General features: G+C 70.0%; 19 protein-coding genes. 10 read left to right on the top strand and 9 right to left on the bottom strand.

Annotated features, from left to right (window positions below; translation table 11 throughout):
• The first annotated feature begins 226 nt into the window (after positions 1 to 226).
• Genes AC6CH0_RS09330 through AC6CH0_RS09315 form a run of 4 tightly spaced genes read left to right on the top strand, consistent with a single transcriptional unit; the run spans position 227 to position 4,165 of the window.
• Positions 227 to 1,351: an ABC transporter substrate-binding protein gene (locus AC6CH0_RS09330; protein WP_498099999.1), complete on the top strand. Its 1,125-nt coding sequence runs from the start codon at positions 227 to 229 to the stop codon at positions 1,349 to 1,351.
• Positions 1,351 to 2,271, top strand: coding sequence for an ABC transporter permease (locus AC6CH0_RS09325; RefSeq protein ID WP_498099997.1), 921 nt, complete (start codon positions 1,351 to 1,353; stop codon positions 2,269 to 2,271). The genes AC6CH0_RS09330 and AC6CH0_RS09325 overlap by 1 nt, the downstream gene beginning before the upstream one ends.
• On the top strand, positions 2,268 to 3,080 hold the full coding sequence (locus AC6CH0_RS09320) for an ABC transporter permease (protein WP_498099995.1): 813 nt from the start codon (positions 2,268 to 2,270) through the stop codon (positions 3,078 to 3,080). The genes AC6CH0_RS09325 and AC6CH0_RS09320 overlap by 4 nt, the downstream gene beginning before the upstream one ends.
• A complete protein-coding gene (locus AC6CH0_RS09315) occupies positions 3,077 to 4,165 on the top strand; it encodes an ABC transporter ATP-binding protein (RefSeq protein ID WP_498099993.1) in 1,089 nt (362 codons plus the stop codon). Before AC6CH0_RS09320 ends, AC6CH0_RS09315 begins: the two co-directional genes overlap by 4 nt.
• A gap of 36 nt (positions 4,166 to 4,201) precedes the next feature.
• On the opposite strand, the gene AC6CH0_RS09310 is transcribed toward AC6CH0_RS09315, so the two are convergent.
• Positions 4,202 to 5,191, bottom strand: a complete 990-nt coding sequence (locus AC6CH0_RS09310; protein ID WP_498099991.1) for an ArsR/SmtB family transcription factor — start codon at positions 5,189 to 5,191, stop codon at positions 4,202 to 4,204.
• 85 nt (positions 5,192 to 5,276) lie between these two features.
• Here AC6CH0_RS09310 and AC6CH0_RS09305 point away from each other — a divergent pair, with 85 nt between their 5' ends.
• On the top strand, positions 5,277 to 5,684 hold the full coding sequence (locus AC6CH0_RS09305; protein WP_498099989.1) for a cupin domain-containing protein: 408 nt from the start codon (positions 5,277 to 5,279) through the stop codon (positions 5,682 to 5,684).
• 18 nt (positions 5,685 to 5,702) lie between these two features.
• On the opposite strand, the gene AC6CH0_RS09300 is transcribed toward AC6CH0_RS09305, so the two are convergent.
• Entirely contained in the window at positions 5,703 to 6,494 is a 792-nt protein-coding gene (locus AC6CH0_RS09300) for a siderophore-interacting protein (protein ID WP_498099987.1), read from the bottom strand.
• Positions 6,495 to 6,779: 285 nt separating this feature from the next.
• Between AC6CH0_RS09300 and AC6CH0_RS09295 the strand changes: the two genes are divergently transcribed.
• The 3 genes from AC6CH0_RS09295 to AC6CH0_RS09285 all read left to right on the top strand — a co-directional run bounded on the left by AC6CH0_RS09295 (position 6,780) and on the right by AC6CH0_RS09285 (position 10,061).
• On the top strand, positions 6,780 to 7,556 hold the full coding sequence (locus tag AC6CH0_RS09295) for a class I SAM-dependent methyltransferase (RefSeq protein ID WP_498101086.1): 777 nt from the start codon (positions 6,780 to 6,782) through the stop codon (positions 7,554 to 7,556).
• Positions 7,557 to 7,587: 31 nt separating this feature from the next.
• Positions 7,588 to 7,827: a hypothetical protein gene (locus tag AC6CH0_RS09290; RefSeq protein WP_498099985.1), complete on the top strand. Its 240-nt coding sequence runs from the start codon at positions 7,588 to 7,590 to the stop codon at positions 7,825 to 7,827.
• 71 nt (positions 7,828 to 7,898) lie between these two features.
• Complete coding sequence (locus AC6CH0_RS09285) at positions 7,899 to 10,061, top strand: ATP-binding protein (protein ID WP_498099983.1); 2,163 nt, start codon at positions 7,899 to 7,901, stop codon at positions 10,059 to 10,061.
• Positions 10,062 to 10,093: 32 nt separating this feature from the next.
• On the opposite strand, the gene AC6CH0_RS09280 is transcribed toward AC6CH0_RS09285, so the two are convergent.
• Both AC6CH0_RS09280 and AC6CH0_RS09275 read right to left on the bottom strand, forming a co-directional pair.
• Positions 10,094 to 10,966 carry a dioxygenase family protein gene (locus tag AC6CH0_RS09280; RefSeq protein ID WP_498099981.1) on the bottom strand — a complete coding sequence of 291 codons (873 nt, stop codon included), beginning with the start codon at positions 10,964 to 10,966 and terminating at the stop codon, positions 10,094 to 10,096.
• A gap of 135 nt (positions 10,967 to 11,101) precedes the next feature.
• A complete protein-coding gene (locus AC6CH0_RS09275) occupies positions 11,102 to 11,692 on the bottom strand; it encodes a helix-turn-helix domain-containing protein (RefSeq protein ID WP_498099979.1) in 591 nt (196 codons plus the stop codon).
• A 65-nt stretch (positions 11,693 to 11,757) separates the two neighbouring features.
• Here AC6CH0_RS09275 and AC6CH0_RS09270 point away from each other — a divergent pair, with 65 nt between their 5' ends.
• Positions 11,758 to 12,729: an NAD(P)/FAD-dependent oxidoreductase gene (locus AC6CH0_RS09270; RefSeq protein ID WP_498099977.1), complete on the top strand. Its 972-nt coding sequence runs from the start codon at positions 11,758 to 11,760 to the stop codon at positions 12,727 to 12,729.
• A gap of 10 nt (positions 12,730 to 12,739) precedes the next feature.
• Here the strand turns inward: AC6CH0_RS09270 and AC6CH0_RS09265 are convergent, their stop codons facing one another.
• The 4 genes from AC6CH0_RS09265 to AC6CH0_RS09250 all read right to left on the bottom strand — a co-directional run bounded on the left by AC6CH0_RS09265 (position 12,740) and on the right by AC6CH0_RS09250 (position 17,981).
• Entirely contained in the window at positions 12,740 to 14,560 is a 1,821-nt protein-coding gene (locus AC6CH0_RS09265; protein ID WP_498099975.1) for a glycoside hydrolase family 35 protein, read from the bottom strand.
• 97 nt (positions 14,561 to 14,657) lie between these two features.
• A complete protein-coding gene (locus AC6CH0_RS09260; protein WP_498099973.1) occupies positions 14,658 to 15,995 on the bottom strand; it encodes an ABC transporter substrate-binding protein in 1,338 nt (445 codons plus the stop codon).
• A gap of 97 nt (positions 15,996 to 16,092) precedes the next feature.
• Positions 16,093 to 17,046, bottom strand: a complete 954-nt coding sequence (locus AC6CH0_RS09255) for a carbohydrate ABC transporter permease (RefSeq protein ID WP_498099971.1) — start codon at positions 17,044 to 17,046, stop codon at positions 16,093 to 16,095.
• Positions 17,043 to 17,981 (bottom strand): carbohydrate ABC transporter permease, encoded by a 939-nt coding sequence (locus AC6CH0_RS09250; RefSeq protein WP_498099969.1) that lies wholly within the window; start codon positions 17,979 to 17,981, stop codon positions 17,043 to 17,045. The genes AC6CH0_RS09255 and AC6CH0_RS09250 overlap by 4 nt, the downstream gene beginning before the upstream one ends.
• Before the next feature lie 114 nt (positions 17,982 to 18,095).
• Here AC6CH0_RS09250 and AC6CH0_RS09245 point away from each other — a divergent pair, with 114 nt between their 5' ends.
• On the top strand, positions 18,096 to 19,133 hold the full coding sequence (locus tag AC6CH0_RS09245; protein WP_498099967.1) for a LacI family DNA-binding transcriptional regulator: 1,038 nt from the start codon (positions 18,096 to 18,098) through the stop codon (positions 19,131 to 19,133).
• A 90-nt stretch (positions 19,134 to 19,223) separates the two neighbouring features.
• Here AC6CH0_RS09245 and AC6CH0_RS09240 read toward each other — a convergent pair whose 3' ends face one another.
• Positions 19,224 to 22,880 (bottom strand): glycoside hydrolase, encoded by a 3,657-nt coding sequence (locus AC6CH0_RS09240; RefSeq protein ID WP_498099965.1) that lies wholly within the window; start codon positions 22,878 to 22,880, stop codon positions 19,224 to 19,226.
• Positions 22,881 to 22,983: the final 103 nt, after the last annotated feature.

Raw genomic sequence — 22,983 nt, 5'->3', positions numbered from 1 at the left:
TTCCGAAGTCTACGACCGTGCTCTGCCGATGATCCGCACGACAAGCCGCAGTGGACCGACGGCGGGCCGCCCGCGGCGGCGCCCCGAACCGTCGCCCCGGGTTCACGTGCGATTCACCGTGCCGGCCCGTTCTCGACGAGCGCGATGCCTAGCGTTGCCTCGGCTCCCCGGTTCTGCACGCCCGTCCCACAGCATGGGCGGCCGGAGGACGCCAAACGGAGGACACGTGTTGAAGAAGCAACTCACCCTCGCGGCGGTCGGACTCTCGACGGCCGTGGCGCTCGGTCTGACCGGCTGCGCCGGCACGCCGGCCGACGCCGGTGAAGCGGGAACCGATGCCGCGACGGCGACGAGCCTCGCCGACTTCGGCGACCTCGCGGCGCTCGAGACCGCAGCGAAGGCCGAAGGGCAGCTGAACGTCATCGCGCTCCCGCGCGACTGGGCGAACTACGGCGAGGTGCTCGACGCGTTCGCCGCGAAGTACCCCGAGATCACGATCAACGAGGCGTCGCCCGACGCGTCGAGCGCCGAGGAGATCCAGGCCGCCGAGACGAACGAGGGCCTCGACACCGCCCCCGACGTGTTCGACCTCGGGCTCACCGTCGCCCTGCAGAACACCGATCACTTCGCGCCGTACCAGGTGGCGACGTGGAGCGACATCCCCGACGAGCTGAAGGAGCCGAGCGGCCTGTTCGTCGGCGACTACGGCGGATACATGTCGGTCGGCTACGACTCGTCGAAGTTCCCGGCTCCGGCCTCGCTCGACGACCTGCTCGGCGCCGACTACAAGGGCTCCGTCGCGATCAACGGCGACCCGACCCAGGCCGGTGCTGCGTTCGCCGCCGTCGGTCTCGCGACCGTGCAGTCGGGTGGCGAGCTCGACGACTTCCAGCCGGGCATCGACTTCTTCTCCGAGCTGAACACGGCCGGCAACCTCCTGAAGGTCGACGTCACGACCGCCACCGTCACCTCGGGCGAGACGCCGGTCGTCTTCGACTGGGACTACCTCAACGCCTCGCACCGTGAGGCGAACCCGAACTGGGAGGTCGTGATCCTTCCGGGCACCGGCTACGCGGGCTACTACAACCAGGCGATCAACGCGGATGCTCCGAACCCCGCCGCCGCCCGCCTGTGGCAGGAGTTCCTCTACAGCGACGAGGCGCAGAACCTGTGGCTCAAGGGCGGCGCCCGCCCCGTGCGCGCCGACGCGATGGCCGAGGCCGGAACGATCGACGAGGAGCTGTTCTCGAAGCTTCCGGCCGTGCCGGATGAGACCGTCGTTCCCACCGAGGAGCAGAGCACGAACGCCGGCACCCTGCTCGGCGAGAAGTGGGCAGCGGCAGTCGGTTGATGACCGCCGTCGCTCTCGCGGCACCCACCGCCGAGGCGGAGCCGGCATCCCCGGCTCCGCCTCGGCGGCGCAGCCGCCCCGGCATCCCCGCAGCACTCGGTCTCGTGCCGTTCGCCGCCTACGTGCTGGCTTTCCTCGCACTGCCGACCGTGCTCGCCGTGGCAAGCGGATTCTTCGACGATGACGGCGGCTTCACCCTGGCGAACGTCGCCGCGCTCGCCGACCCCGTCATCGTGCAGACGTTCGTCAACTCCGCCTGGCTCTCGGTGCTCACCGCCGTCGTCGGCGCCCTGATCGGGGCACTCGCCTGCTACGCACTCGTCGGGCTCGAGCAGGGCCGCGCCCGCAGCCTCGTCGATGCGGCGAGCGGCGTGCTCGCCCAGTTCGGCGGCGTCATGCTCGCCTTCGCGTTCATTGCGACGATCGGCATCCAGGGCGTCATCACCGTGTTGCTGCGCGACACCTTCGGCATCGACATCTTCGCCGAGGGCGCGTGGATCTACGGCCTGCCCGGGCTCATCCTGCCGTACATCTACTTTCAGGTCCCGCTCATGATCATCACCTTCATGCCCGCGATGAGTGCACTGAAGCCGCAGTGGGCCGAGGCGAACCTCACCCTCGGCGGCACCCGTGGCGGCTTCTGGCTGCACGTCGGCATCCCCGTGCTGGCGCCCTCGTTCTTCGCCAGCCTGCTCCTGCTGTTCGCGAACGCGTTCTCGTCGTACGCCACCGCCGCCGCACTGGCCAGCCAGGGCTCGCAGATCGTGCCCCTGCAGATCCGCACCGCCCTGACCAGCGAGACGATGCTCGGCCGCGAGAACCTCGCGGGCGCGCTCGCACTCGGCATGATCGTGGTGATGGCCGCGACGATGTGGCTCTACTCCCTCGTTCAGCGAAGGGCCGCTCGGTGGCAGCGATGAGCGCTCGAGGGCTCGCGCCGCACCCGGCGACGCGCTGGATCATCGGCATCGTCGTCGTCGGCGTGTTCGCGATCCCGATCTTCTCGATGGCCGAGTACACCCTGCGCGATCTCGACGGCCATTCGTTCACCCACTGGGCCGCACTCTTCGACCCCGCCAACGCGGCGAAGTACCGGCCGATCTGGATCGGGCTCGGCAACTCGCTCGTGCTCGCGATCGTCACCGTCGCGATCGTGCTGCTCCTGCTCGCGCCGACGATGGTGCTCGTGGCGCTCCGCTTTCCCGCACTTCGTCGGCCCTTCGAGTTCCTCATGCTGCTGCCCATCACGATCCCCGCGATCGTGCTGGTCGTGGGCCTCGCCCCCGTCTACCTCGTGATCGGCCGCACGTTCGGCACCGGCGTCTGGACGCTCGCCTTCGCCTACGGCATCACCGTGCTGCCGTTCGCCTACCGTTCGATCCAGGCCTCGATGGACGCCACCGACGTGCGCACGCTCGCTGAAGCGGCTCGATCGCTCGGCGCGAGCTGGCCGGCCGTGCTGCTTCGCGTGCTCGCGCCGAACCTCCGGCCGGGGCTGATCGCGGCATCACTCATCTCGGTCGCCGTCGTGATGGGCGAGTTCACGATCGCCTCGCTGCTGAACCGTCAGAACCTCCAGACCGCGCTCGTCGTCGTCGGCAAGCAGGACCCGTACGCCTCGGTGATCCTCTCGCTGCTCGCGCTCGTGTTCGCGTTCGTGCTGCTGCTCGTGATCGGCCGCGCCGGCCGCGGCTCCACTCGCCGACTCTCGAAGGACTCCCGCCCATGACCGACTCCACCACCATCGCCGACGTCGCCACCGGCGACAACTCGATCCTCGCCGCCCGCGGTGAGGGCACGGCCGTCGAGTTCGACGGCGTCGTGAAGGACTACGGCAGCACGCGTGTGCTGCACGGCGTCGACCTCGCGATCGAACCGGGCGAGTTCGTCTCACTGCTCGGACCATCGGGGTGCGGCAAGACCACCGCGCTGCGCGTCCTCGCCGGGCTCGAGCGCGCCGACGGCGGCACCGTGCGCATCGGCGGCGCCGACGTCTCGGGAGTGCCCACCAATCGCCGCGACCTCGGCATGGTGTTCCAGGCCTACTCGTTGTTCCCCCACCTCGACGTGGCCGCGAACACGGCGTTCGGGCTGCGGATGCGCAAGGTCGCGAAGACGGAGGCATCCGATCGGGTGCGCGATGCGCTCGCCCTCGTGGGGCTCGCGCACCTCGCCGAGCGGTTCCCGCACGAGCTCTCGGGCGGGCAGCAGCAGCGCGTCGCGCTCGCCAGGGCGCTGGTCACGGAGCCTCGGGTGCTGCTCCTCGACGAGCCGCTCTCGGCGCTCGACGCCAAGGTGCGGGTGCAGCTGCGCGACGAGATCCGCCGGATCCAGCTGCGCCTCGGCATCACGACGGTCTTCGTGACCCACGACCAGGAGGAGGCGCTCGCCGTCTCCGACCGTATCGCGGTGATGGATGCCGGCCGTATCGACCAGCTCGGCACGCCCGAGGAGCTCTACCTCCGTCCGGCCACCGCTCACGTCGCCGAGTTCGTGGGCCTGTCGAGCGTGCTGCCTGCGACGGTGGCCGGCGGCGAGGCATCCGTGCTCGGCGTTGAGCTGCCGACGATCGGCCGGTTCCCCGACGGCCCGGCCGAGGTCTTCGTGCGACCCGAGAACGTGCGCCTCGGCGGGCCGATCGCCGCGGTCGTGCAGGAGAGCACCTTCCTCGGAAGCATCCGTCGCACCCTGCTGCGCACCGAGAACGGCGCGCTCGTGCGCATGCAGCATTCCGCGCGTGAGCAGCTGCAGTTCGGCGAGCGCGTGACGATCGACCTCGATCGCGTCGCGGTGGCTGCGCGGCCGGTCGACTGATCGAACCGGCGAGCGGATGCCGCGGCATCCGCTCGCTCAGATCGCTGCGCCGACCATCGCCTCGCCGAGCGGGGTGCGCGAGTGCAGCACGCGGGCTCCGTCGCGTACGCTCGCGACGAGACCGCTCTCGCGCAGCACGGTGAGGTGGTGCGAGGCGGTCGAGACGGCGATGCCGCTGTCGGCGGCGACCTGGCTCGTGGTGCGCGGGTCGTGCGAGGTGAGCAGGATCTCGGCACGCGCCGGGCTGATGAGCGCGCCGAGTGACCGTGCGGCCTCGGTCGAGTCGCGCGCCCAGGTCTCGGTGACGCCCTGCGCGGGGTAGAACAGCGTCGGCTGGGCAGGCGGCTCGGTGAGTACGGCGCAGCCGGTGCCGCCCATCACCGATGGCACGAGCACGAGGCCGCTCCCCCGGCAGTCGACGAGTTCGCTGTGCTTGCGCATGCGCACCCGCACCGTGTCGCCGTGCCAGGTGACCGACTCGTGCAGGCCGGCCGCCATGACGGCGATGCCCTCGGTCGCGATGCGGCGGGCGCGCACGGCGATGTCGGCGCGCAGGCGCCGGTCGAGTTGGGGCCAGACCGGTGCGAGCATGGCCTCCCAGAGCTCACCCCAGGCCTCGGAGATCATCGCGCGGGCACGCAACGGGTGCTCGATCATGCGGGCGATCGCCGCGTTGCGGGCGCCGGTCGATCTGGCGAGCATCTTCGTGAGGTCGGCACGCAGCAGCTCGGGGCGCACCGCGGCGAGGCGTTCGGCTTCGTCGGCCGGTGTCATGTCCCAGCCCGGCGTCGCGGTGAGGAAGTCGGGGAAGTACCCCTCGACGCCGATGATCACTGCCATCAGCTCGAACGGCTCCTGCGGCACGCGGTCGCGCACGCTGCGGAGCCACCCCCACTGCAGCGGCTGTTCGCCGGGCCGCTGCAGCACGCGAAGCGCATGGGTCAGCTCGTGCCCCGGTGAGACGCCGAACCTGATCGACGAGATGTCATCGGGCGCGAGCTGGAAGTCGACGTACTTTCGATCCACATCGAAATGCTATCGAGTCGGATGCCGCGGGCGGAGCCTGTACTCACCGGATGGCGCCGATCATCCCCGACGAACAGGACCCCGCATGAACCAGCCAGGCGCACCCCTTGCAGCACCCGGCTCAGCGCCGACGATCAACGCGCCGACGAGGTCGGTTCCACCCGTCGTGCCCGCCGACGCCATTCGCATCGGCAGCGGCCGCACCCTCCGCTTCGTCGGGCGCGAGCACGGCTCTGGCGTCTCGTTCTTCTTCGTCGACAGCGAGCCCGGTCAGGGCCCCGAGCTGCACCGTCACCCCTACCCCGAGACCTGGACGGTGATCGAGGGCGAGGTGCGCATCACGATCGACGGCGAGGAGTTCACCGCCGGCGCCGGTGACACGGCCACCGCCCCGGCCGGAGCCTGGCACCGGTTCGTCGCGATCGGCGAGAGCCGGCTGCGCATGGTGTGCATCCACGCCTCCGACATCATCGAGCAGGAGTTCGCCGAGTGAGCGGACGGGGCCGCGCACTCAGTTCGTGCGCCAGTAGCCGCAGAAGGTGACGTTGCCCTTCGGTACGCCGCGCTCGTTCACGAGGTGCCGGCGGGCTCCGGTGGCGAGCTTCGACTCCCCGGCCGCGAACGCGTAGACGGAACCGTCGAACGTCGGCAGCTGCCGCAGATGCTCGAGGGCTGCCGCGCCGGGAGCCTGGTCGGGCCGTCGCACGATCCAGTGCACGTCGACCCCGTCGGGCGCATCGTCGGGCTGCCGGTCGGCGATGTCGCCGAGTTCGACCAGGGCGTGCCCGCGCGCATCGCGCGGCAGGTCGCGGAGAATGCCCAGCACCGCGGGCAGCGCACTCTCGTCGCCGACGAGCAGGGTGCGGTCGGCCGGCACCGGCTGGTAGCCGCAGCCCTGGTCGATGAGGGCGACGGATGCACCGACCGGCAGGCTTCCCGCCCACGGTCCGGCGACCCCGTCGTCGCCGTGCACGACGAAGTCGATGTCGAGCTCGAGGGAATCGGGCCGGAAGTCGCGCACGGTGTAGTTGCGGATCACCGGCCGGGTGGCTCGCGGCAGCGTGAGGTAGCGAAGGTAGCCGGCCATGTCGTACGTGCCCGAGAGGTTGTCGAACCGGGTGCCCTCGGCCATCGGCACGGCCAGGCGGAACCACTGGTCGAAGCCGAGATGGCGCCATCCGGCCAGATCGTCGCCGGCGACGGTCAAGCGGACGAAGTGCGGCGAGATGCGCGCCGCGCGCGCGATCTCGCCTTCGACGACGCCGCTCTTCGCGTGCGTGATCTCGATGTTGCTGATCGCCACTGGACCTCCAAGTTCGGTAAGGCTTACCTTACCCAATTGAACGCGTGGCGACGACCCCGACGTCAGCGCTAACACTGAGGAAACTTCAGTGTCTTGCACGGATGCGGCAGCCGCCCGACGCGCGCACGCTTGGCGCACCCGATTCCATTCGAGTGCGTCAAGGAGACGATGATGACCGATTCACCCCCAGCACAGACCACATCCGCCACTGCCAGCTCACCCGAGCCCCCTGCGCGGGATGCGATCGCTGCCGCCGACCAGACCCTCAAGGCGAAGCATCGCGCGATGTGGGCGTCGGGCGACTACCCGACACTGGCATCCGATCTGATCTGGAGTCTCGGCGCCACCCTCGTCGACACGGTCGGGGTGGCACCGGGCGACCGTGTGCTCGACGTGGCGGCCGGCTCAGGAAACGCGGCGATCCCCGCAGCACTTCGAGGCGGCACCGTCGTGGCGAGCGACCTCACCCCCGAGCTCTTCGACGTCGGCCGCCGCCGCGCGACCGAAGCCGGCGCCGCGCTCGAGTGGCGGGCGGCCGACGCGGAGGCGCTGCCGTTCGACGACGCCGCGTTCGATGTGGTCGTCTCCTGCGTGGGCGTGATGTTCGCGCCGCATCACCGCCGGGCCGCCGGCGAGCTGTTGCGCGTCACTCGCCCCGGCGGTCGCATCGGCCTGCTCAGCTGGACACCCGCCGGATTCATCGGCCAGATGTTCCGGACCATGAAGCCGTACGCGCCGCCCCTGCCCGAAGGCGCCGAGCCGGCGCCGCTCTGGGGCGACGAACAGCATGTGCGCGAACTGCTCGGCGACGAGGTCGTCGAGTTCGCGGCACGGCGCGAAAGCGTCACCATCGACCGGTTCGACTCACCCGAAGCGTTCCGGGAGTACTTCAAGCAGAATTACGGCCCGACGATCGCGGTGTACCGCCGCATCGCCGAAGACGCCGACCAGGTTCGGGCTCTCGACGACGCTCTCGTCGAGCTCGCCCGATCGCACGGCCTCCGCGCAGCCGGCGATGCGATGCAGTGGGAGTACCTGCTGGTCACCGCGCGCCGAAGCTGACGCTTCGCGGCCCCACCCGAAGGAGCATGTCATGTACCAGAGTGAGGACTACTACGTCTTCGAACTGCACCAACGAGGCGAAGAACGCCTCATGCGGGAGCTCGAGCTCCGTCGCGTCATCGCCGAACGCGCCGCTGAGGACGCAGAGCTGCAGGTGACGGATGTCGCGCGACCGCCGTTCCTCGTGCGCTGGCGGCAACGCCTCAGCGGGACTGCGCACCCCCTGACCAACGTGTCACCGGGCGGCGGCCCCACTCCGATCACCTCGTGACTCGGGCCGCTGCCGATTCCGACGTGGAAGCACCGGTGCGGCGCACGACGCCCAGGCCTACACTGGGCGTCGTGGCCGGCCATCCGCTCACGCCACGCGAAAGCGCGGTGCTCGCCGCCATCGAGCGGCGCCTCAGCAACCCCGAGATCGCCACGGAGTTGTTCATCTCCGTGCGCACCGTTGAAAGCCACGTGGCGAGCCTTCGCCGCAAGCTCGGCGTCGACAGCCGGGCCGCGCTCATGGCTGCGGCGGGCGACCGCCATGAGGCATCCGTTCACCTGCCACGCAACGCCTTCCTGGGGCGTGCCGCCGATCTCGTCGCCGTCGCCGATCTCATCGATCGCCACGGTTGGGTGACCATCGTCGGCCCCGGCGGTGTCGGCAAGACCCGGCTGGCGCTCGAGTTCGCGAAGACGCGCCACGGCGAGCGCGCCCCCGTCATCGTCGAGCTCGAGCACGCGGAGCCCGACGATGTGGTCGCCCGCATCGCGCGGGCGCTCGACCTCGAGTCGGCACCGGGCACCGACGTCTCGGCCTCGATCGCCGTCGCCCTGGGCGCCCGCCCCTACCTGCTCGTGCTCGACAACATCGATCGGGTCGGTGCGGCCGTCGGCGAGATGGCGGCGTTCCTGCAGGCGACGACGCCGAGCCTCAGGGCGCTGACCACCTCGCGCACCCCGATCGGCGTTGCGGCCGAGCAGGTGCACACGCTCGCGCCGCTCGCGGTCGAGGGCACGGATGCCGCGGCGACGGAGATGTTCCTCGACCGCCTCGGCGATCGAGGAACACTCACCACTCCCGCCGAACGCGACCTCGCCGGCGAGATCGCCACACGGCTCGACGGGCTGCCGCTCGCGATCGAGCTGGCGGCCGCCTGCGCGCGACATCTCTCGCTCGCCGAACTCGCCTCGCGCCTCGAGCGCGACTTCGTGACACTCGACCGCGCCGTGCCGATGGGGCGTCACCGCACGCTCGACACGGCGTTCGAATGGACGTGGGACCTGCTCACCGACGATGAGCGAGAGGTGCTCTGCCGTCTCGGCGCACTCCCCCGAACGTTCGACGTCGATCTCGCCGCGGCGGTCACGCACCCAGGCGCCGAGGGTGTGGTGCTGCGGCTGCTCGACCACTCGATGCTCGTACCGACGGGCGGGCACCCGCGCCGGTTCCGACTCCTCGCGGTCATGCGGGAGTTCGTCCTCGCACGCACCGATACCGCCACCGTGCGCGAGGTGCTCGAACGCCATGCGGTGTACTACGCCGACCTCGCATCCCAATTCATCGTTCGTGCACGCATCGATGACAGCGCCGAGGCGATGAGCCTGTCGGCCCGCGTCTGCCCCGAGGTGAACGCGGCGCTTCGCTGGGCGCTTGCGGCGGGGCATCCGTGCGCCCTCGTGCTTGCCGCCGACCTCGCGATCGGCATCGAACAGTACGGGTCGGATGTCGACAGTGTGCGCACCCTCGCGATGGCGGCGCGTGACAAGCGGCTGCTGGCCGCGGCATCCGCCGAGCAGTTGCTGGTCATCGGCAACGGGCTCTCGTACTTCGACGTGCAGCTCGTCGACGAACTCGCCGAGCGGGCCCTCGCAATCGCCGACGACGACCGGTCGCAGCTCGCCGCCCATCACCTCGCCGGCATCGCCGACGCGTACCGAAGTCGCACCGACTCCGCGATCGTGCATCTCGCTGCGGCGGAGCGGCTCGCAGTGGCCCTCGGCGACGAGTGGGAGCTCGCCGCCGTGCACCAGATGCGCGGCATCGCACTCCGCGGACCGTCGAACGACGAGGCTTCGCGTGCGATCGCCGAGTTCGACGCGGCAATGCGCGGATATGCGCGAGCCGGCGATGCGACCCATGTGAGCAATGCCCGGTACATGATGGCCCACACGGCGGCCGTGTCGGGGATCGAGCGCGATCGAGCCGTCATCTGGGCCGCCGAGTGCGCCGAGTACGCGCGCGCCACCGGCAACGTGCACGAGCTCGCGCACGCCGAGCTGGTGCAGCAGACGCTCCAGGTTCCGGAGGTCATGAGCGGGCTCGATGAACTGGTCGACGTCTTCCGCCGGCTCGGCGACGTGCGCTGCACGACGCGCAGCTTGATTCTGCAGGCCGATCGGGCGGAGCCGGCCGAACGGAATCGCTTGCTCGAGCAGGCGCTCGAGTTCGCCGACTCCGCCGGTGATCAGGCGAACCAGACCGCGATCCGCGAGCGCCTCGCAGTCGCCCGCTGAGCACGAGATGCTTCGCCCCGACGTCGAGGCGCTCACACCCCGATCGTGAGCGCCGCCGTGTAGCCGCTCGCGACCGAGCCCGACATGCTCGCGATCTGGTGGATGCCGCCGTCGTCACCGAACACGTTGTCGCTCGCGAGACTCACCTGCGAGACGTTGCGCACGCTCTGCTCGTAGCCCGCGGTGGCGTAGACGAGCCCGTTGACCTCGGCAGGCAGGGCGATCTGCGAGGTCTTCACGATCGGACCCGAAGCGACGGCGTTCGCGACATCCGAGTACACCTCGAAGTGGATGTGCGGGAAGCGCCCCGCATAGCACGCGGGGTAGATCGAGGTGAAGCGCACCGTACCCATCGCATCGGTCTCCTGCACGCCGCGCAGGTAGTTCACACTCTCGAGCCCGTCGCTGTAGAGCGAATAGCCGCCCGACCGGTCGCAGTGCCAGAGATAGACGCCCGCACCGACGAGAGCGCCGCCCGTCGCGGCATCCCGCACCGTCAGCTCGATCGTGAGCGGCACGCCCTCGGCGATCGTCGTCGACGAACCGAAGCTCGAGCGGATGTCGCTGCGCACGATCCCCGAGTCGTCGAGCACGTTCACGCCGTTCGAGCCGTCGGCCGGGTACGGCCCGCCCGTCTCGTCGGGCACCTCGTCGAGCGGGCCCGTCGACGAGGCCGCCGCCGACGGTGTCGGTGTCTCCGTCGTGCTCGTCGTTCCGGAGGCCGTCGCACTCGGCGTCGGATCGGGGCCTGCGCAGGCGGCGAGCAGGGTGGTCAGCCCGATGCCGCCGAAGATGCCGAGCATGCGCCTGCGGTCGACGAGGGTGCGGATGTCGTAGACGAGCCCGCGATGGTCCTCGTCGATCTCGGCGCCGTGCTCGTCGAGCCAGCGGGGGTCGGTCGTCATGGGGTGCTCCTCTCGATGGGCATGCGGCCACCCTGACGATCGGGTTCGGGTCTCAGCTGTGCGCCCGCTGTCAATTCGCCATGGCCACGGTCGGAACCCGCCGGGTGGCGTGCCACAGCCGCGGCGGCGTGCGCCTCACTCGGCTTTGCGCTCGGCGTCGGTGCGGAGGTGCATGCGCTCGCCCTGCACGCTCAGCAGGTTGAGGATCTCGGCGGGCTCGTTCGAGGCGCTCACGTGACCGTGCGGAATGCGCGTGTCGAATTCGGCGGCCTCACCGGCCTCGAGGATGATCTCCTCGTCGCCGAGCGCGAGACGCACCCGGCCGCTCAACACGTAGATCCAGTCGTACCCCTCGTGTGCGCCCTGCGTGACCGGCTCATCGGTCGGATGCCCCGGCAGCACCATCTTGAACGCCGCGAGTTCGGGGTTCTGCCGGGTGAGCGGAATGATCGCGCGCCCACCGCGGTAGAAGGGTTTCGGGTGGATGCGCGGGTCGGCGATCTGGGGTGCACCGACGAGGTCGTCGAGGTTCGCCCGGTACGCGGCCGCGATGCGGATGAGCAGTTCGAGGGTGGGTCGACGCAGGCCCGACTCGAGCCGTGAGAGCGTGCTCGTGGAGATTCCGGTCTCGGCGGCGAGTTCGGCGAGCGTATAGCCGCGGCGGTGTCGGAGCTCCCGCAGTCGCGGCGCCACTCCGTCGAGCATGGCTTCGATGTCGTCGCTCATTCGATTCCCTTGCTGATTCAGCAACGCGCGTTGCGTTCTGGCCAGCGTATCGCGAGGGTGGAGTCATGCAACGTGAATCATGGGATGTCATCATCGTCGGCGGCGGCAGCGCCGGTCTCAGCGCCGCCCTCATGCTCGTGCGCGCCCGGCGCCGGGTGCTCGTGCTCGACGGCGGCGCACCGCGCAACCGTTTCGCCGCACACATGCACGGCGTGCTCGGCCGCGACGGCTGGTCGCCGCTCGAGCTGCTGGCGCACGGCCGTGAGGAGGTCGAGCGGTACGGCGGCGTCGTTCGCGCCGGTGAGGTCGCCTCCGCGAAGGTCGCCTCCGCCGAGGTCGCCGACACCGTCGGCTCGGCGACCGGAGAACGCGGCTTCACCGTGACCCTCGACTCCGGTGAAGAGCACGCCGCACGACGCCTCCTCGTCGCGACGGGTCTGCGCGACGAGCTGCCCGATCTGCCCGGCCTCGCCGAGCAGTGGGGCACCGGCGCCGTGGTCTGCCCCTACTGCGACGGCTGGGAGGTGCGCGACCGGCGCATCGGCGTGCTCGCCACCAGCGAGCGAAGCGTGCACCAGGTGCAGCTGCTGCGGCAATGGTCTGCGTCGGTCGTCTTCTTCACGAACGGCACGGATGTCGCGCCCGACGACCTGGCCGGCGTGATCGCTCGAGGCATCGACGTCGAAGACCGGCCATGGGCGGCGGTGCTCGCCGACGATGACGGGCGACTCCGCGGCATCCGCCTCGCCGACGACACCGAGGTGCCGCTGGACTCGATCTTCCTCGGCCCGCGCTTCGTGCCGAACGATGCGCTGCTGCTCAGCCTCGGCGCCGCCTCGGCTCCGGCCTTCGGCGATGGCGACTGGGTCGGCGTCGACCCCACCGGCCGCACGAGCGTGCCCGGGCTGTGGGCGGCGGGCAACGTCGTGAACCCCGGGGCCTCCGTGCCGCTCGCGGCGGGCGCGGGCAATTTCGCCGGCGCCGCGATCAACGCCGACCTCATCGAGGAGGAGATTCGCGCAGCGCTCGACTCGTGACTCGCTGCGCTCAGATCTCGGTATGGCCCAGCTCCGCCGCCGCGAGCGTGCGGATCACGGGCTCGGCGATCGCCTCGAACTCGAGCACCGCGACCTCGTTTCGGCCGGCGCGCGTCACCGGTGCCGGCACGATGAGGGTGCGTTGCGGGCCGCGACGCCAGTAGCGGCCGAGCAGGAACCCGTTGACCCAGACGAGGCCCTTGCCCCAGTGCAGGGTGTCGAGGAAGAGATCGGCCGGGGCGTCGAGCGTGAATTCGCCTGCGGCCAGGAACGGCCCTGCGGGGAACGGTACCGCCTCGGACGATGACGCAGGAAGGAGCGCCGCGAGCGCTCCGCCGCGCGGGGCCTCTGCACCGAGCAGCGCCGACCCGAACCCGGGCACGACGTCGAGGTCGATGGGCCGCGCCATCCAGCCGGTGAGCTCGACGCCGTCGAGCGCGACTCCGCCGATGAGCCCCTTGTGCTCGCCGATGCGGGAGCCGTAGTCGACACGCCCTTGGTCTTCGACGACCAACGAGAGCTCGCCGCGAGCCTCGGGCAGCGTGATCGCCCGCTCGTGCGCATCCCGGGCGAGCGCCCCGACGGGAACACCGTCGACGAGCACCCACGCGCGGTCGCGCACCTCCTCGCCGATCGTCAGCGTGCCGGGGCCGCCCCGCTCGAGCGTCGTCGTGAACAGCACCACTCCGCGGTCGTGCTCGAGTTCGTCGAAGCTCGGCATCGTGTCGAACGCGCGGGTTCCGCCGAGCGACGGTGCGAGCTCGAGCAGCGACCGGCCGGCGTGCAGCGGCGCCTCGATCTCGGGGGCCGGCTCGCGGGCGGGCGGCACCTCGTCGGGAACCTCCGCGTATCGGGAGATGATCTCGCGGAACGCCCAGAACTTCGCCGTCGGATTGCCGGCCTCGTCGAGGGGGGCGTCGTAGTCGTAACTCGTGGTGATGGGCGCGTAGCGCCCCTTGTCGTTGGCTCCGGTCGTGAGGCCGAAGTTCGTGCCGCCGTGGAACATGTAGATGTTCACCGAGCCGCCCGCCGCGAGCAGGGTGTCGAGCTCATGAGCGGATGCCGCGGCATCCGTCGTGTGATGGTGCGAGCCCCAGTCGTCGAACCACCCGCACCAGAACTCCATGCACATGAGCGGCCCGGTCGGCTGGAACTCGCGCAGCGTCTCGAGGCGCTCGGTCACGCGAGACCCGAACGATCCGGTGAGGTGCAGGCCCGGCAGGCCGCCATCGGCGAGCATCTGCGGGGTCGGCTGGTCGATCGTCGTGAGGGGCACGGTGATGCCCGCCTCTCGAGTGACCCGCACGAGCTCGGCGAGATACGCCTTGTCGGTGCCGTACGCGCCGTACTCGTTCTCGATCTGCACAAGGATGACGGGACCGCCTGCGTCGATCTGGCGTGGGGCGACGATCTCGTAGACATGCCGCAGGTAGTCGCTCACCGCGGTCAGGTAGTGGGGTTCCGAACGCCGCACGCCGACCTCCGGGTCGCGGAACAGCCAGGCGGGCAACCCGCCGTTGTCCCATTCCGCGCAGATGTACGGCCCCGGGCGCACGATCGCGTGCATGCCCTCGGCTGCCACGAGATCGAGGAACCGGCCGAGGTCGAGACCGCCGTCGGCCCGCCAGTCGCCCCGGTGCAGCTCGTGGGCGTTCCACGCGACGTAGGTCTCGATCGTGTTCAGGCCCATCAACCGCGCCTTGTGGATGCGGTCGGCCCAGAGCTCGGGGTGCACGCGGAAGTAGTGCAACGCCCCGGCGAGGATCTGGTGCGGCCGGCCATCGAGTTCGAAGTCGGTGGCGCCGATGGCGAAGCGGGAAGGGGCGGTCACGGGGCATCCGTTCTGGGTGATGGCGCGGGCGGCCGCGCAGGGAGGTGAGATGAGCGGGGCCGGTCGAGCGGACTCGGCCGGCCCCGCCGCGCAGCGGTTACTCGGAGACCGAGAAGCCCTGCTTGTTGCCGTACTCGACGAGCTGGCTCTGCCAGTCGGCGAGGCCCTCGTTGAGATCGACCTTGTTGGCGTACGACTGCCCGACGGTGTCACCGAAGATGCTGTTCGCGAACACCTGGTAGGGCAGGTACGACCAGCCGGGTGCCACGTCAGCCGAGGCCTGGGTGAGCACCTCGTTGATCTTCTGGCCGCCGAAGTACTCCGACTCGAAGGCCTTGAACTCGGGGTCCTCGAGGTCGGCGGTGGTCGAAGGGAACCCGCCCGATTCCAGGAAGACCTCGATCGACGCCGGGTCGTTGTTCAACCAGCGCAGGAAGGCCGCGGCGAGCGCCGGGTTCTTGCTCTGCTTCGTGACCGCCTGGCCACCGCCGCCGTTCTCCGACGTCACGGGGGTGCCGTCGTAGGTCGGCATCGGCGCGACGCGCCAGTCGCCTGCGGCGTCGGCCACGCTCGACTCGAGCACGCCCGGCATCCAGGCGCCGATCGGCAGCGTCGCGATCGACCCGTCGGCGAGGCCCTTGAACCACTCGTCGCTCCACCCGGGGGTGGTGGCGAGCAGGTCGCCCTCGACGAGCTGGTTCCAGACGCCGGTCCACTGCTGCGTGCCCTCGTCAGCGAGGTTGACGCTGATGTCGGTGCCGTCGATGCCGAACGGCCGGCCGCCGGCCTGCCAGATCATGCTCGTCGCGAATCCGGCGTCGCCCGTGTCCGCAGTGATGTACTTCGTCGGGTCGGCGGTGTGCAGCTGCTTCGCAGCGGCGATGTACTCGTCCCACGTCGTCGGGACTGCGATGCCGAACTGGTCGAAGACGGCCTTGTTGTAGAAGAGCGCCATGGGGCCCGAGTCCTGCGGCAGGGCGACGAGCTTGCCGTCGACGTTGACGCTGCCCCAGGTGGAGGCGCTGTAGTCGTCTTCGAGCGAGTCGAGGCCGTATTCGCTGAGGTCGACGAGCGCGTCGGAGAGGGCGAACTGCGGAAGCGCGTAGTACTCGACCTGCACGACGTCGGGCGCGCCCGAGCCCGCCTTGATGGCGTTCTGCAGCTTCGTGTACTCCTCGGTGTTGGTGCCGGCGTTGACGAGTTCGACGTCGACCTTCGGGTAGGCCTTCTCGAACGCGGCGACCTGCGCCTCGGCGCTGGGCGTCCAGCTCCAGTAGGTGAGCTTGCCACCGGCCTCGAGCGCTGCGTCGAGGTCGGTGCCGGTGCCGGCGCTGCTGCCGCTGTCGGTCGCGCACGCGGCGAGTGCGCCGACCGTGAGCGCGGCGGTCGCTGCGACTGCCAGGGTCCGCCGGAGGGCGGTGCGGGCGATGGTCATGTGGTGCTTCCCTTCACTTCGTTGTGTGCCTTCTGTTCCGGGGCAGGACGCTCCGGGGTGAGCGAGGTGGGTGCGTACGTCATGCGGTGCCGCTCGGTCACTGCTTGACGCTTCCGGCGCTGAGTCCCGACTGCCAGAACCGCTGCAGGCCGAGGAACGCGACGACGATGGGGATGATCGTGAGCAGCGAGCCCGTGATCACGAGGTTGTAGATGGGCTGGGCGGCCGCGCCCGTGGCCTGGGCATTCCACTGGTTGAGGCCGACGGTCAGCGGGTACCACGTCGGGTCGCTCAGCATGATGAGCGGCAGGAAGTAGTTGTTCCACGTCGCGACGACCGTGAAGAGCAGCACGGTCACGATGCCGGGCGCCAGCAGCCGAATGGAGATCGTGAAGAAGGTGCGGAACTCCCCCGCACCGTCCATGCGGGCCGCCTCGAGCACCTCGGTCGGCACCGAGTCGACCGCGTAGACCCAGATCAGGTAGAGGCCGAAGGGGCTGATGAGCGAGGGGATGATGATCGCCCACGGCGTGTTCGTGAGCCCGAGTTGGCTGAACATCAGGAAGGTCGGCACCGCGAGGGCGGTGCCGGGCACCGCGATCGCTCCCAGCACGACGGCGAAGATCGCGCGTCGCCCGGCGAAGCGGAACTTCGCGAGCCCGTAGCCGGCGAGGGTCGCGAGCAGGGTCGCGCCACCGGCACCGAGCACGACGTAGAGCAGGGTGTTGCCGAGCCACCGCACGAAGATGCCGTCGCGGTAGGTGAGCGTCTCCCAGATGTTCTGGAAGAGCACGAACTCATCATCGAACCAGAGGCCGAAGCTCGTGAAGAGGCCGCTCTGCGTCTTGGTGGCGTTGATGACGAGCCAGAGGATCGGCACGAGGCTGTACACGACGAGGATCAGCATGAGCAGAGTGAAGGCGATCGACTTGCGCGGCTGCAGCGCGGTGCCGCGCCGGCGGGTGCCGCTGCTGCGCTGGGCATCGGGGCGGATGCCGCGACGCCGCGGCGTCGATGGGGTGGTCAGGGCGCGAGTGGCCGTGGTGCTCATCGCTCTTCCTTCCGTGCGCCGCGGAGTTGCACGACGTAGGCGATCACCGCGGTGATGACACCCATCACGATCGCGACCGTCGCCGAGGCGTTGTACTGCTGCCCGGCGAACGACAGGTTGTAGGCGTACATGTTCGGCGTGAAGTACGTGGTGATGATGTTGGGGGCCAGGGTGCGCAGGATGTTCGGTTCGTTGAACAGCTGGAAGCTGCCGATGATCGAGAAGATCGTGGCGATCACGATGGCGCCGCGCAGCGCCGGCAGCTTGATGGCGGTGACGACGCGCATCGGGCCTGCGCCGTCGAGTTCGGCCGCCTCGTAGAGATCGGTGGGAACGGTGCGGAGCGCCGAGTAGAAGATGAGCATGTTGTAGCCGACGAACTCCCACGTGACGATGTTGCCGATGGAGACGAGGATCCAGTCGCGCGCGAAGGGCGTGATGACGTCGGAACCGAGCCAGTCGTTGATGTTCGCCGCGAGCCCGAAGTTGTCGCCGTAGATGAAACCCCACATGAGCACTGCCACGACGGCGGGCACCGCGTAGGGCAGGAAGACCACGATGCGGAAGAAGCCCGAGGCGTGCAGACGCGCGCTGTCGATGGCGAGCGCTGCGAACAGTGCGAGCGCGAGCATGACCGGCACCTGCACGACGAGGAAGAGCGCGACCCGGCCGAAGCCCTCCCAGAACTGCGCGTCGCCGAAGAGCTCGGCGTAGTTGTCGAGGCCGACGAAGGCGTTGCCGCCGATCATCTGCTCGCGGAACAGGCTGAGGTAGATCGAGTAGACGACCGGCGCGATGAACACCAGGAGGAACACCACGAGGAAGGGAACGACGAATGCGAGGCCCTTCCACTCGCTGCGGTTGCGCACACGGAGGTCACGTGGGCGAGGCGTCGGGGCATCGCGCGTCGGTGTCGGGAGGGACGTCGCTGTCATCACGTTTTTCCAATCGGGGCATGTTCACGTCAACATGCTGTGTCGCCACCGTAGCATGTTGACGTGAACATGCAACACTATGAGCATGGATTCGCCCGTGACGAAGGAGCAGCGATGACCACCGCCACCGGCACGGCAGAGGCAACAGCGCGACGCCGCGGGCCATCGATGGCGGATGTCGCGCGCGAGGCGAACGTCTCGGGCCAGACCGTCTCCCGCGTCTCGAACGGGCGCGAGAACGTCGACGCCGAGACCCGCGAGCGCGTGCTCGCCGCGATGCAGAAGCTCGGCTACCGCCCGAACAGCGCGGCGCGCGCCCTCCGCACCGGCCGCTTCCACAGCATCGGCGTGATCATGTTCACCCTCTCGAGCTTCGGCAACATGCGCACACTCGACGCCATCGCGAGCGCTGCGACCAACGCCGGCTACTCGATCACCCTGATCCCGGTGCCCCACCCGACGCGAGGCGAGGTCTCGGTCGCGTTCAACCGGCTGAGCGAAGAGGCCGTCGACGGCGTCATCATCGTCGTCGAAGCGCACCTGCTCGACGAGAGCGATGTCGAGCTGCCCGCCGGGCTTCCGGTGGTGGTGATCGACTCCACCGAAAGCGATCGCTATCCCGTCGTCGACACCGACCAGGCGCACGGCGCGAAGCTCGCGACCGAGCACCTCCTCGAACTGGGGCACCGCACGGTCTGGCATGTCGCGGGACCAGAGCGCTCGTACTCCGCAGAACGGCGGCGCGCCTCATGGGAGGCGACGCTCCGCGCCCACGGCGCTGAGGTGCCGCCGGTGCGCGTCGGTGACTGGTCGAGCGAGTCGGGCCACGAGATCGGCCTCGAACTCGCCCGCAACCCAGAGGTGACGGCGATCTTCGCGGCCAACGACCAGATGGCGTTGGGCGTACTCCGCGCCCTCCACGAGTCGGGTCGCGCGGTGCCCGCCGACGTCAGCGTCGTCGGCTTCGACGACATGGAGGAGTCGCGAAGCTTCTGGCCGCCGCTCACGACCGTGCGTCAGTTCTTCGGCGAAGTCGGGTCGCAGTCGGTCGAAGCGCTGCTGCACGAGGTCGAAGACGGCGAGCCGCGGGGCATGACGCACGTCGACACCGAGCTCGTCGTGCGCGAGAGCACCGCGCGCCCGCCACGCTGACCGCAGCGGGCCCGATCCCCGAGGGTCGCACGTCGATCCACCGGCGTACGCGAGCGCCCGGCCGATGGGGCCGGACGCTCGCGTCGTCGCTCAGGGCTTGCGGGAGTGCAGTGAGACGACGCGCTGCGACTCGGTCTCGGCGTTCGCCGGCTCCACGCCGTCGGCCGCGACCGAGACTCGCACGCTGAGCAGCTTGCCGGCCTGGTTCGTGACCGGCGTGTAGCTCTGCCCGGTCGCACCCGCGATCGGCGTGCCGTTCAGGTACCACTGCCAGGTGATCTCGCCGTCGCCCGGGTCGATCGTCGCGGTCGCATGCACCGGGGTGCCGACGCGCGGGCGCTCGACGATCTGCAGCTCGGCGATGACCGCGTGGCGCCGGATCGCGACCGTGTACACCGTCTCGCTCGAGCCGTCGGCCGAGACCACGACGATCGTCGCGACCCCGTCGTTCTCGGTCGTCGGCTGGTTGATTCGCACGCTCGCATCGGAGTCGAGCGCGACGGCGTCTACGACGGGCAGGCGTCCGCCATCGACGTCGAGCTCGTACGCGATCGTCGCCGGGTCGAAGCCGTCGATGAGCGTGCCGTCGAGCCGGAGCGCCGCGAGCTCACTCACTGCCGCGGCCGCCGCGGTCGACTCGAACACCTCGACTTCCGAGACGATGAGGTGCGTGTTCGGGTAGGCGTTCATCACCACGCGCACGCCGGTGGCGGTGACCGGTTCGAACTCGGCGACGACGACCGGGGCGCTGCCGTCTGCCGGAGAGACCACCGGTTGCGCGGTCTCCCAGCCGGAGGCCGGAGCCCAGACGCCGGCTTCATCGCGCACCTGCACCTGCATCGTCTGCGCCCAGCTGTTCGTGCCGTCACGGAAGAAGTGCACCGCGACGCGCTCGACCTGGTGAGCCACCGCGAAGGCGTAGCTCAGCGTGCTCTGGGCCGGCTTGTTGCTCGAGACCCAGTTCGACCAGCCCTTGTCGCTGATGTCGCCGTTGCGCGTGCGGTCGGCCGGGTACCCGGACTCGGTCGAGCTCGCCGAGGCGGAGTTGCCGGCGTCGGGGCTGAAGTTGCGCAGCGTCCCCTCGGTCACGAGCACCGCGAGCTGCGCCGGCAGCTCTGCGCCGTCGGCGGTCGCGACGCCGCCGACGTGCACCACGCCGACCTCCGCGAACCGGTCGACCGTGACCGTGGACCAGTCCCAGACCACCGGCACGTCGAACGTGTTCTCCGAAGCCCCGACCCGAGCGGGCACGACGGTGGGCGCTGCGCCCTGCACGCCGCTGAGCGATGCGCCTTCGGCCACGTTGATCGAGACGGGATCCGTGCCCGTCAGCCCGCCGACGTCGACGAGCGCGGCGACCTCGAGCGCCTGCCCGAAGAGGTCGGTCAGTGTGCCGGGCACCTCGACGCGACCGCGCTCGGCCCACGCCGCGGCATCCGGCAGCTGCCAGGCGACGGCGACGGGTGCGCCCGCGCCCCAGGTGTATCGCGGCGCGATCGTCTCGGGCAGCACCGGCGGCACGCCGACGAGGGTGCGCGCCGCGACCGTCTGCCCGGCGAGTGGTGCAAGGTCCCGCGGCTCCCACGACTGGTTCGCCCCGCCGTTCGAGCCGTACACTCCGACGCCGGCGCCCTCGGCGGTCGACTGTCCGCCGACCTCCAACGCGAGGCCGAGCGCCTCGTTGACGAGCGAGTATCGATGCCCGTCGGTCGTGTTCACGATCCACCGGGTCGCCGGCTCGAGCGCCGCGGCATCCGGCGTCACCTGGCGCAGCTCGGTGCCGGCACTCGTCGCGCCGAGTACTCGGCCGTCGGATGCCTCGAGCACGACGCGCTTCGTCGCCTCGCGTTCACCGGCGGCGACCTCGTGCACGGTCCAGGCCTGGGTCGCCGCCTTGGCGGCATCCGTCGCGAGCCCGGTGATGGAGGTGGCTGCGGTGGGTCCCCCCGCGGTGAACGCCTTGCCGCTCTGCGCGCCGACGAGCTGGTAGCGGTGCCCGTCGACGAGCGCCGGGGCATCCGTCGAGACGCCGGTGACGCCGTCGATCACGAACGTCGTGACCGATTTCGCCGGCACCGTCACGGTGGCGGTGCGCGCGACCCGGTCGATGGCGACGGGCGTGCCCTCGACGAGCGCGTTCGCGGTCGGGGCATCCGCCGACGGAGCCTGGGTGGTCACGACCGGGGTGACGGTTGCGCCCTCGGCGATGTCGCCGAAGTTCGAGAGATCGAGGGTGACCTGGCGGTCGGATGCCGCGGTGTTGCGGTGCACGATCGTCGCCCCCGTGCCGTCGGCGCGAACGGCGGCGGTGCTCGAGCCGTCGTCGACGGCGATCAGGTGGTCGCCCTCGTGGATGAACTTCGTGAAGTTGCGGATGGTGTTGAACTTCGAGTTGACCTCGACGCCGCACTCCGGGGCGGCGGTCGAGTCGCCGCCGGCATCGGCGACCCGGCGAGCCGACTTCCAGACGGTGCCCTCTGCCTCGTCATACGGCTGGCAATCGAGGTCGATGAAGATCGATCCCCAGTTCAGGTTCTCGCCCTGCGGCTCCATGTTGTAGAGGTCTTCGACGGGCTGCCACAGCACCCACGCCTTGGGCTCGAGCTCACGCAGGTCGTCCATGATGCGGCCGGCGATGCCGAGTCCGTTCTCGATGTTGACGGGGTTGTAGCCGCTGACCCAGTTGCCCTCGATCTCGCTCATCCACAGGTCGGTGTCGGCCTGCTTGGCGAGGTCGCGCACCACGAGCCGGCCCGAGGTGCCGTAGGTGTGCACGTTCATGCGGTCGACCATCTCGCGCGTGGCGGCCGGGTAGCCCGCCCAGTTCGTCGCGAAGATGCCCGGGTTCGTCTCATCCATCGCGGCGAGCCCGGCTTCGGTCGTGGAGTCCGGGCCGTCGAGTGCGGCGCGCACGTCGTCGATGAGCGCGACCTGGCGGGCCGGCCCCATGTGCATGCCCTCCTGGCGACCGCCGACGGGCTTGCCGTTGCTCAGCGTCGTGCCCCAGTAGTTGGTGTTGGGCTCGTTGAACGGATCGAGCGTCTCGACCTCGATGCCGTACTCGTCTTCGAGGTGCTCGGTGACGTTCACGAGGTACTTCGCGAACTGCGCCTCGGCGGCGGGCTTCAGCTGCTCGGCCGAGGAGTTGAACCCGCCCGACACGTAGCCGCTCTCGGTCATGAAGTACGGCGCCGAGTTGGCGAAGGTCTCCCAGTGCGTGATCTGGCCTTCGGCGGCGAGCCGCTCGACCCACCAGCGCTGGGTCTCGTCGGCCGACCAGTTGTACGAGTCGGGGTCGTCGGCGTTCCAGGCGGCGAGCAGCGCGTTGCGGTCGGCGTAGTCGGTCGAGACGCCGCCGTAGGTGCCGTCATCGCCGTCGGGGTTCGGCGCCCACCAGCCCTCGACCGCGCCGCCGGGGCGCAGGTAGTCGGTGACGTCGGAGGCGTTGCCGCCGCCGATGTTGTAGCGGGCGATGTTGAGGTCGAGGCCGTCGTCGCCGAAGACCGCCTGGTAGAGCTCCTCACGCAGCTCGGCGGGGTAGCCGCCGGTGGCGCTCGCGAACCAGACGAGGCTCGTGCCCCAGCCTTCGAACGCCTCGCCGGCGTACGCCGGGTTGGGGGTGATCGTGAGCGCATCCGCTGCGGAAGCGGGTGCGGGCGCCGCCGCGATCGGCACCACTGCGAGTGCCACCGCCGTCAGCGCGGCGCTCGTCAGGAGCGCGGTGAGCCGTCTGCCGTACATCGTCATCGACGTCGTCCTCTTTCGCCATTGGAAGATCAGTGATCGGTCGTTCGGGCGTGTTGACGTCAACACGCCCGAGCACGAGCGTACATGTTGACGTCAACATTGG

It is taken from the genome of Agromyces sp. GQ35 (assembly GCF_059758475.1).
The sequence above is the reverse complement of the archived record's forward strand: the minus strand, read 5'-3'. Positions and strand labels throughout refer to the sequence as shown.

What these genes read in the sequence shown, in the direction of transcription:
- AC6CH0_RS09325 (WP_498099997.1), top strand. Translation starts at nt 1,351, where the DNA reads ATGACCGCCGTCGCTCTCGCGGCACCCACCGCCGAGGCGGAGCCGGCA.
- AC6CH0_RS09320 (WP_498099995.1), top strand. Translation starts at nt 2,268, where the DNA reads ATGAGCGCTCGAGGGCTCGCGCCGCACCCGGCGACGCGCTGGATCATC.
- AC6CH0_RS09315 (WP_498099993.1), top strand. Translation starts at nt 3,077, where the DNA reads ATGACCGACTCCACCACCATCGCCGACGTCGCCACCGGCGACAACTCG.
- AC6CH0_RS09305 (WP_498099989.1), top strand. Translation starts at nt 5,277, where the DNA reads ATGAACCAGCCAGGCGCACCCCTTGCAGCACCCGGCTCAGCGCCGACG.
- AC6CH0_RS09295 (WP_498101086.1), top strand. Translation starts at nt 6,780, where the DNA reads ATGTGGGCGTCGGGCGACTACCCGACACTGGCATCCGATCTGATCTGG.
- AC6CH0_RS09290 (WP_498099985.1), top strand. Translation starts at nt 7,588, where the DNA reads ATGTACCAGAGTGAGGACTACTACGTCTTCGAACTGCACCAACGAGGC.
- AC6CH0_RS09280 (WP_498099981.1), bottom strand. Translation starts at nt 10,966, where the DNA reads ATGACGACCGACCCCCGCTGGCTCGACGAGCACGGCGCCGAGATCGAC.
- AC6CH0_RS09275 (WP_498099979.1), bottom strand. Translation starts at nt 11,692, where the DNA reads ATGAGCGACGACATCGAAGCCATGCTCGACGGAGTGGCGCCGCGACTG.
- AC6CH0_RS09270 (WP_498099977.1), top strand. Translation starts at nt 11,758, where the DNA reads ATGCAACGTGAATCATGGGATGTCATCATCGTCGGCGGCGGCAGCGCC.
- AC6CH0_RS09260 (WP_498099973.1), bottom strand. Translation starts at nt 15,995, where the DNA reads ATGACCATCGCCCGCACCGCCCTCCGGCGGACCCTGGCAGTCGCAGCG.
- AC6CH0_RS09255 (WP_498099971.1), bottom strand. Translation starts at nt 17,046, where the DNA reads ATGAGCACCACGGCCACTCGCGCCCTGACCACCCCATCGACGCCGCGG.
- AC6CH0_RS09250 (WP_498099969.1), bottom strand. Translation starts at nt 17,981, where the DNA reads ATGACAGCGACGTCCCTCCCGACACCGACGCGCGATGCCCCGACGCCT.
- AC6CH0_RS09245 (WP_498099967.1), top strand. Translation starts at nt 18,096, where the DNA reads ATGACCACCGCCACCGGCACGGCAGAGGCAACAGCGCGACGCCGCGGG.
- AC6CH0_RS09240 (WP_498099965.1), bottom strand. Translation starts at nt 22,880, where the DNA reads ATGACGATGTACGGCAGACGGCTCACCGCGCTCCTGACGAGCGCCGCG.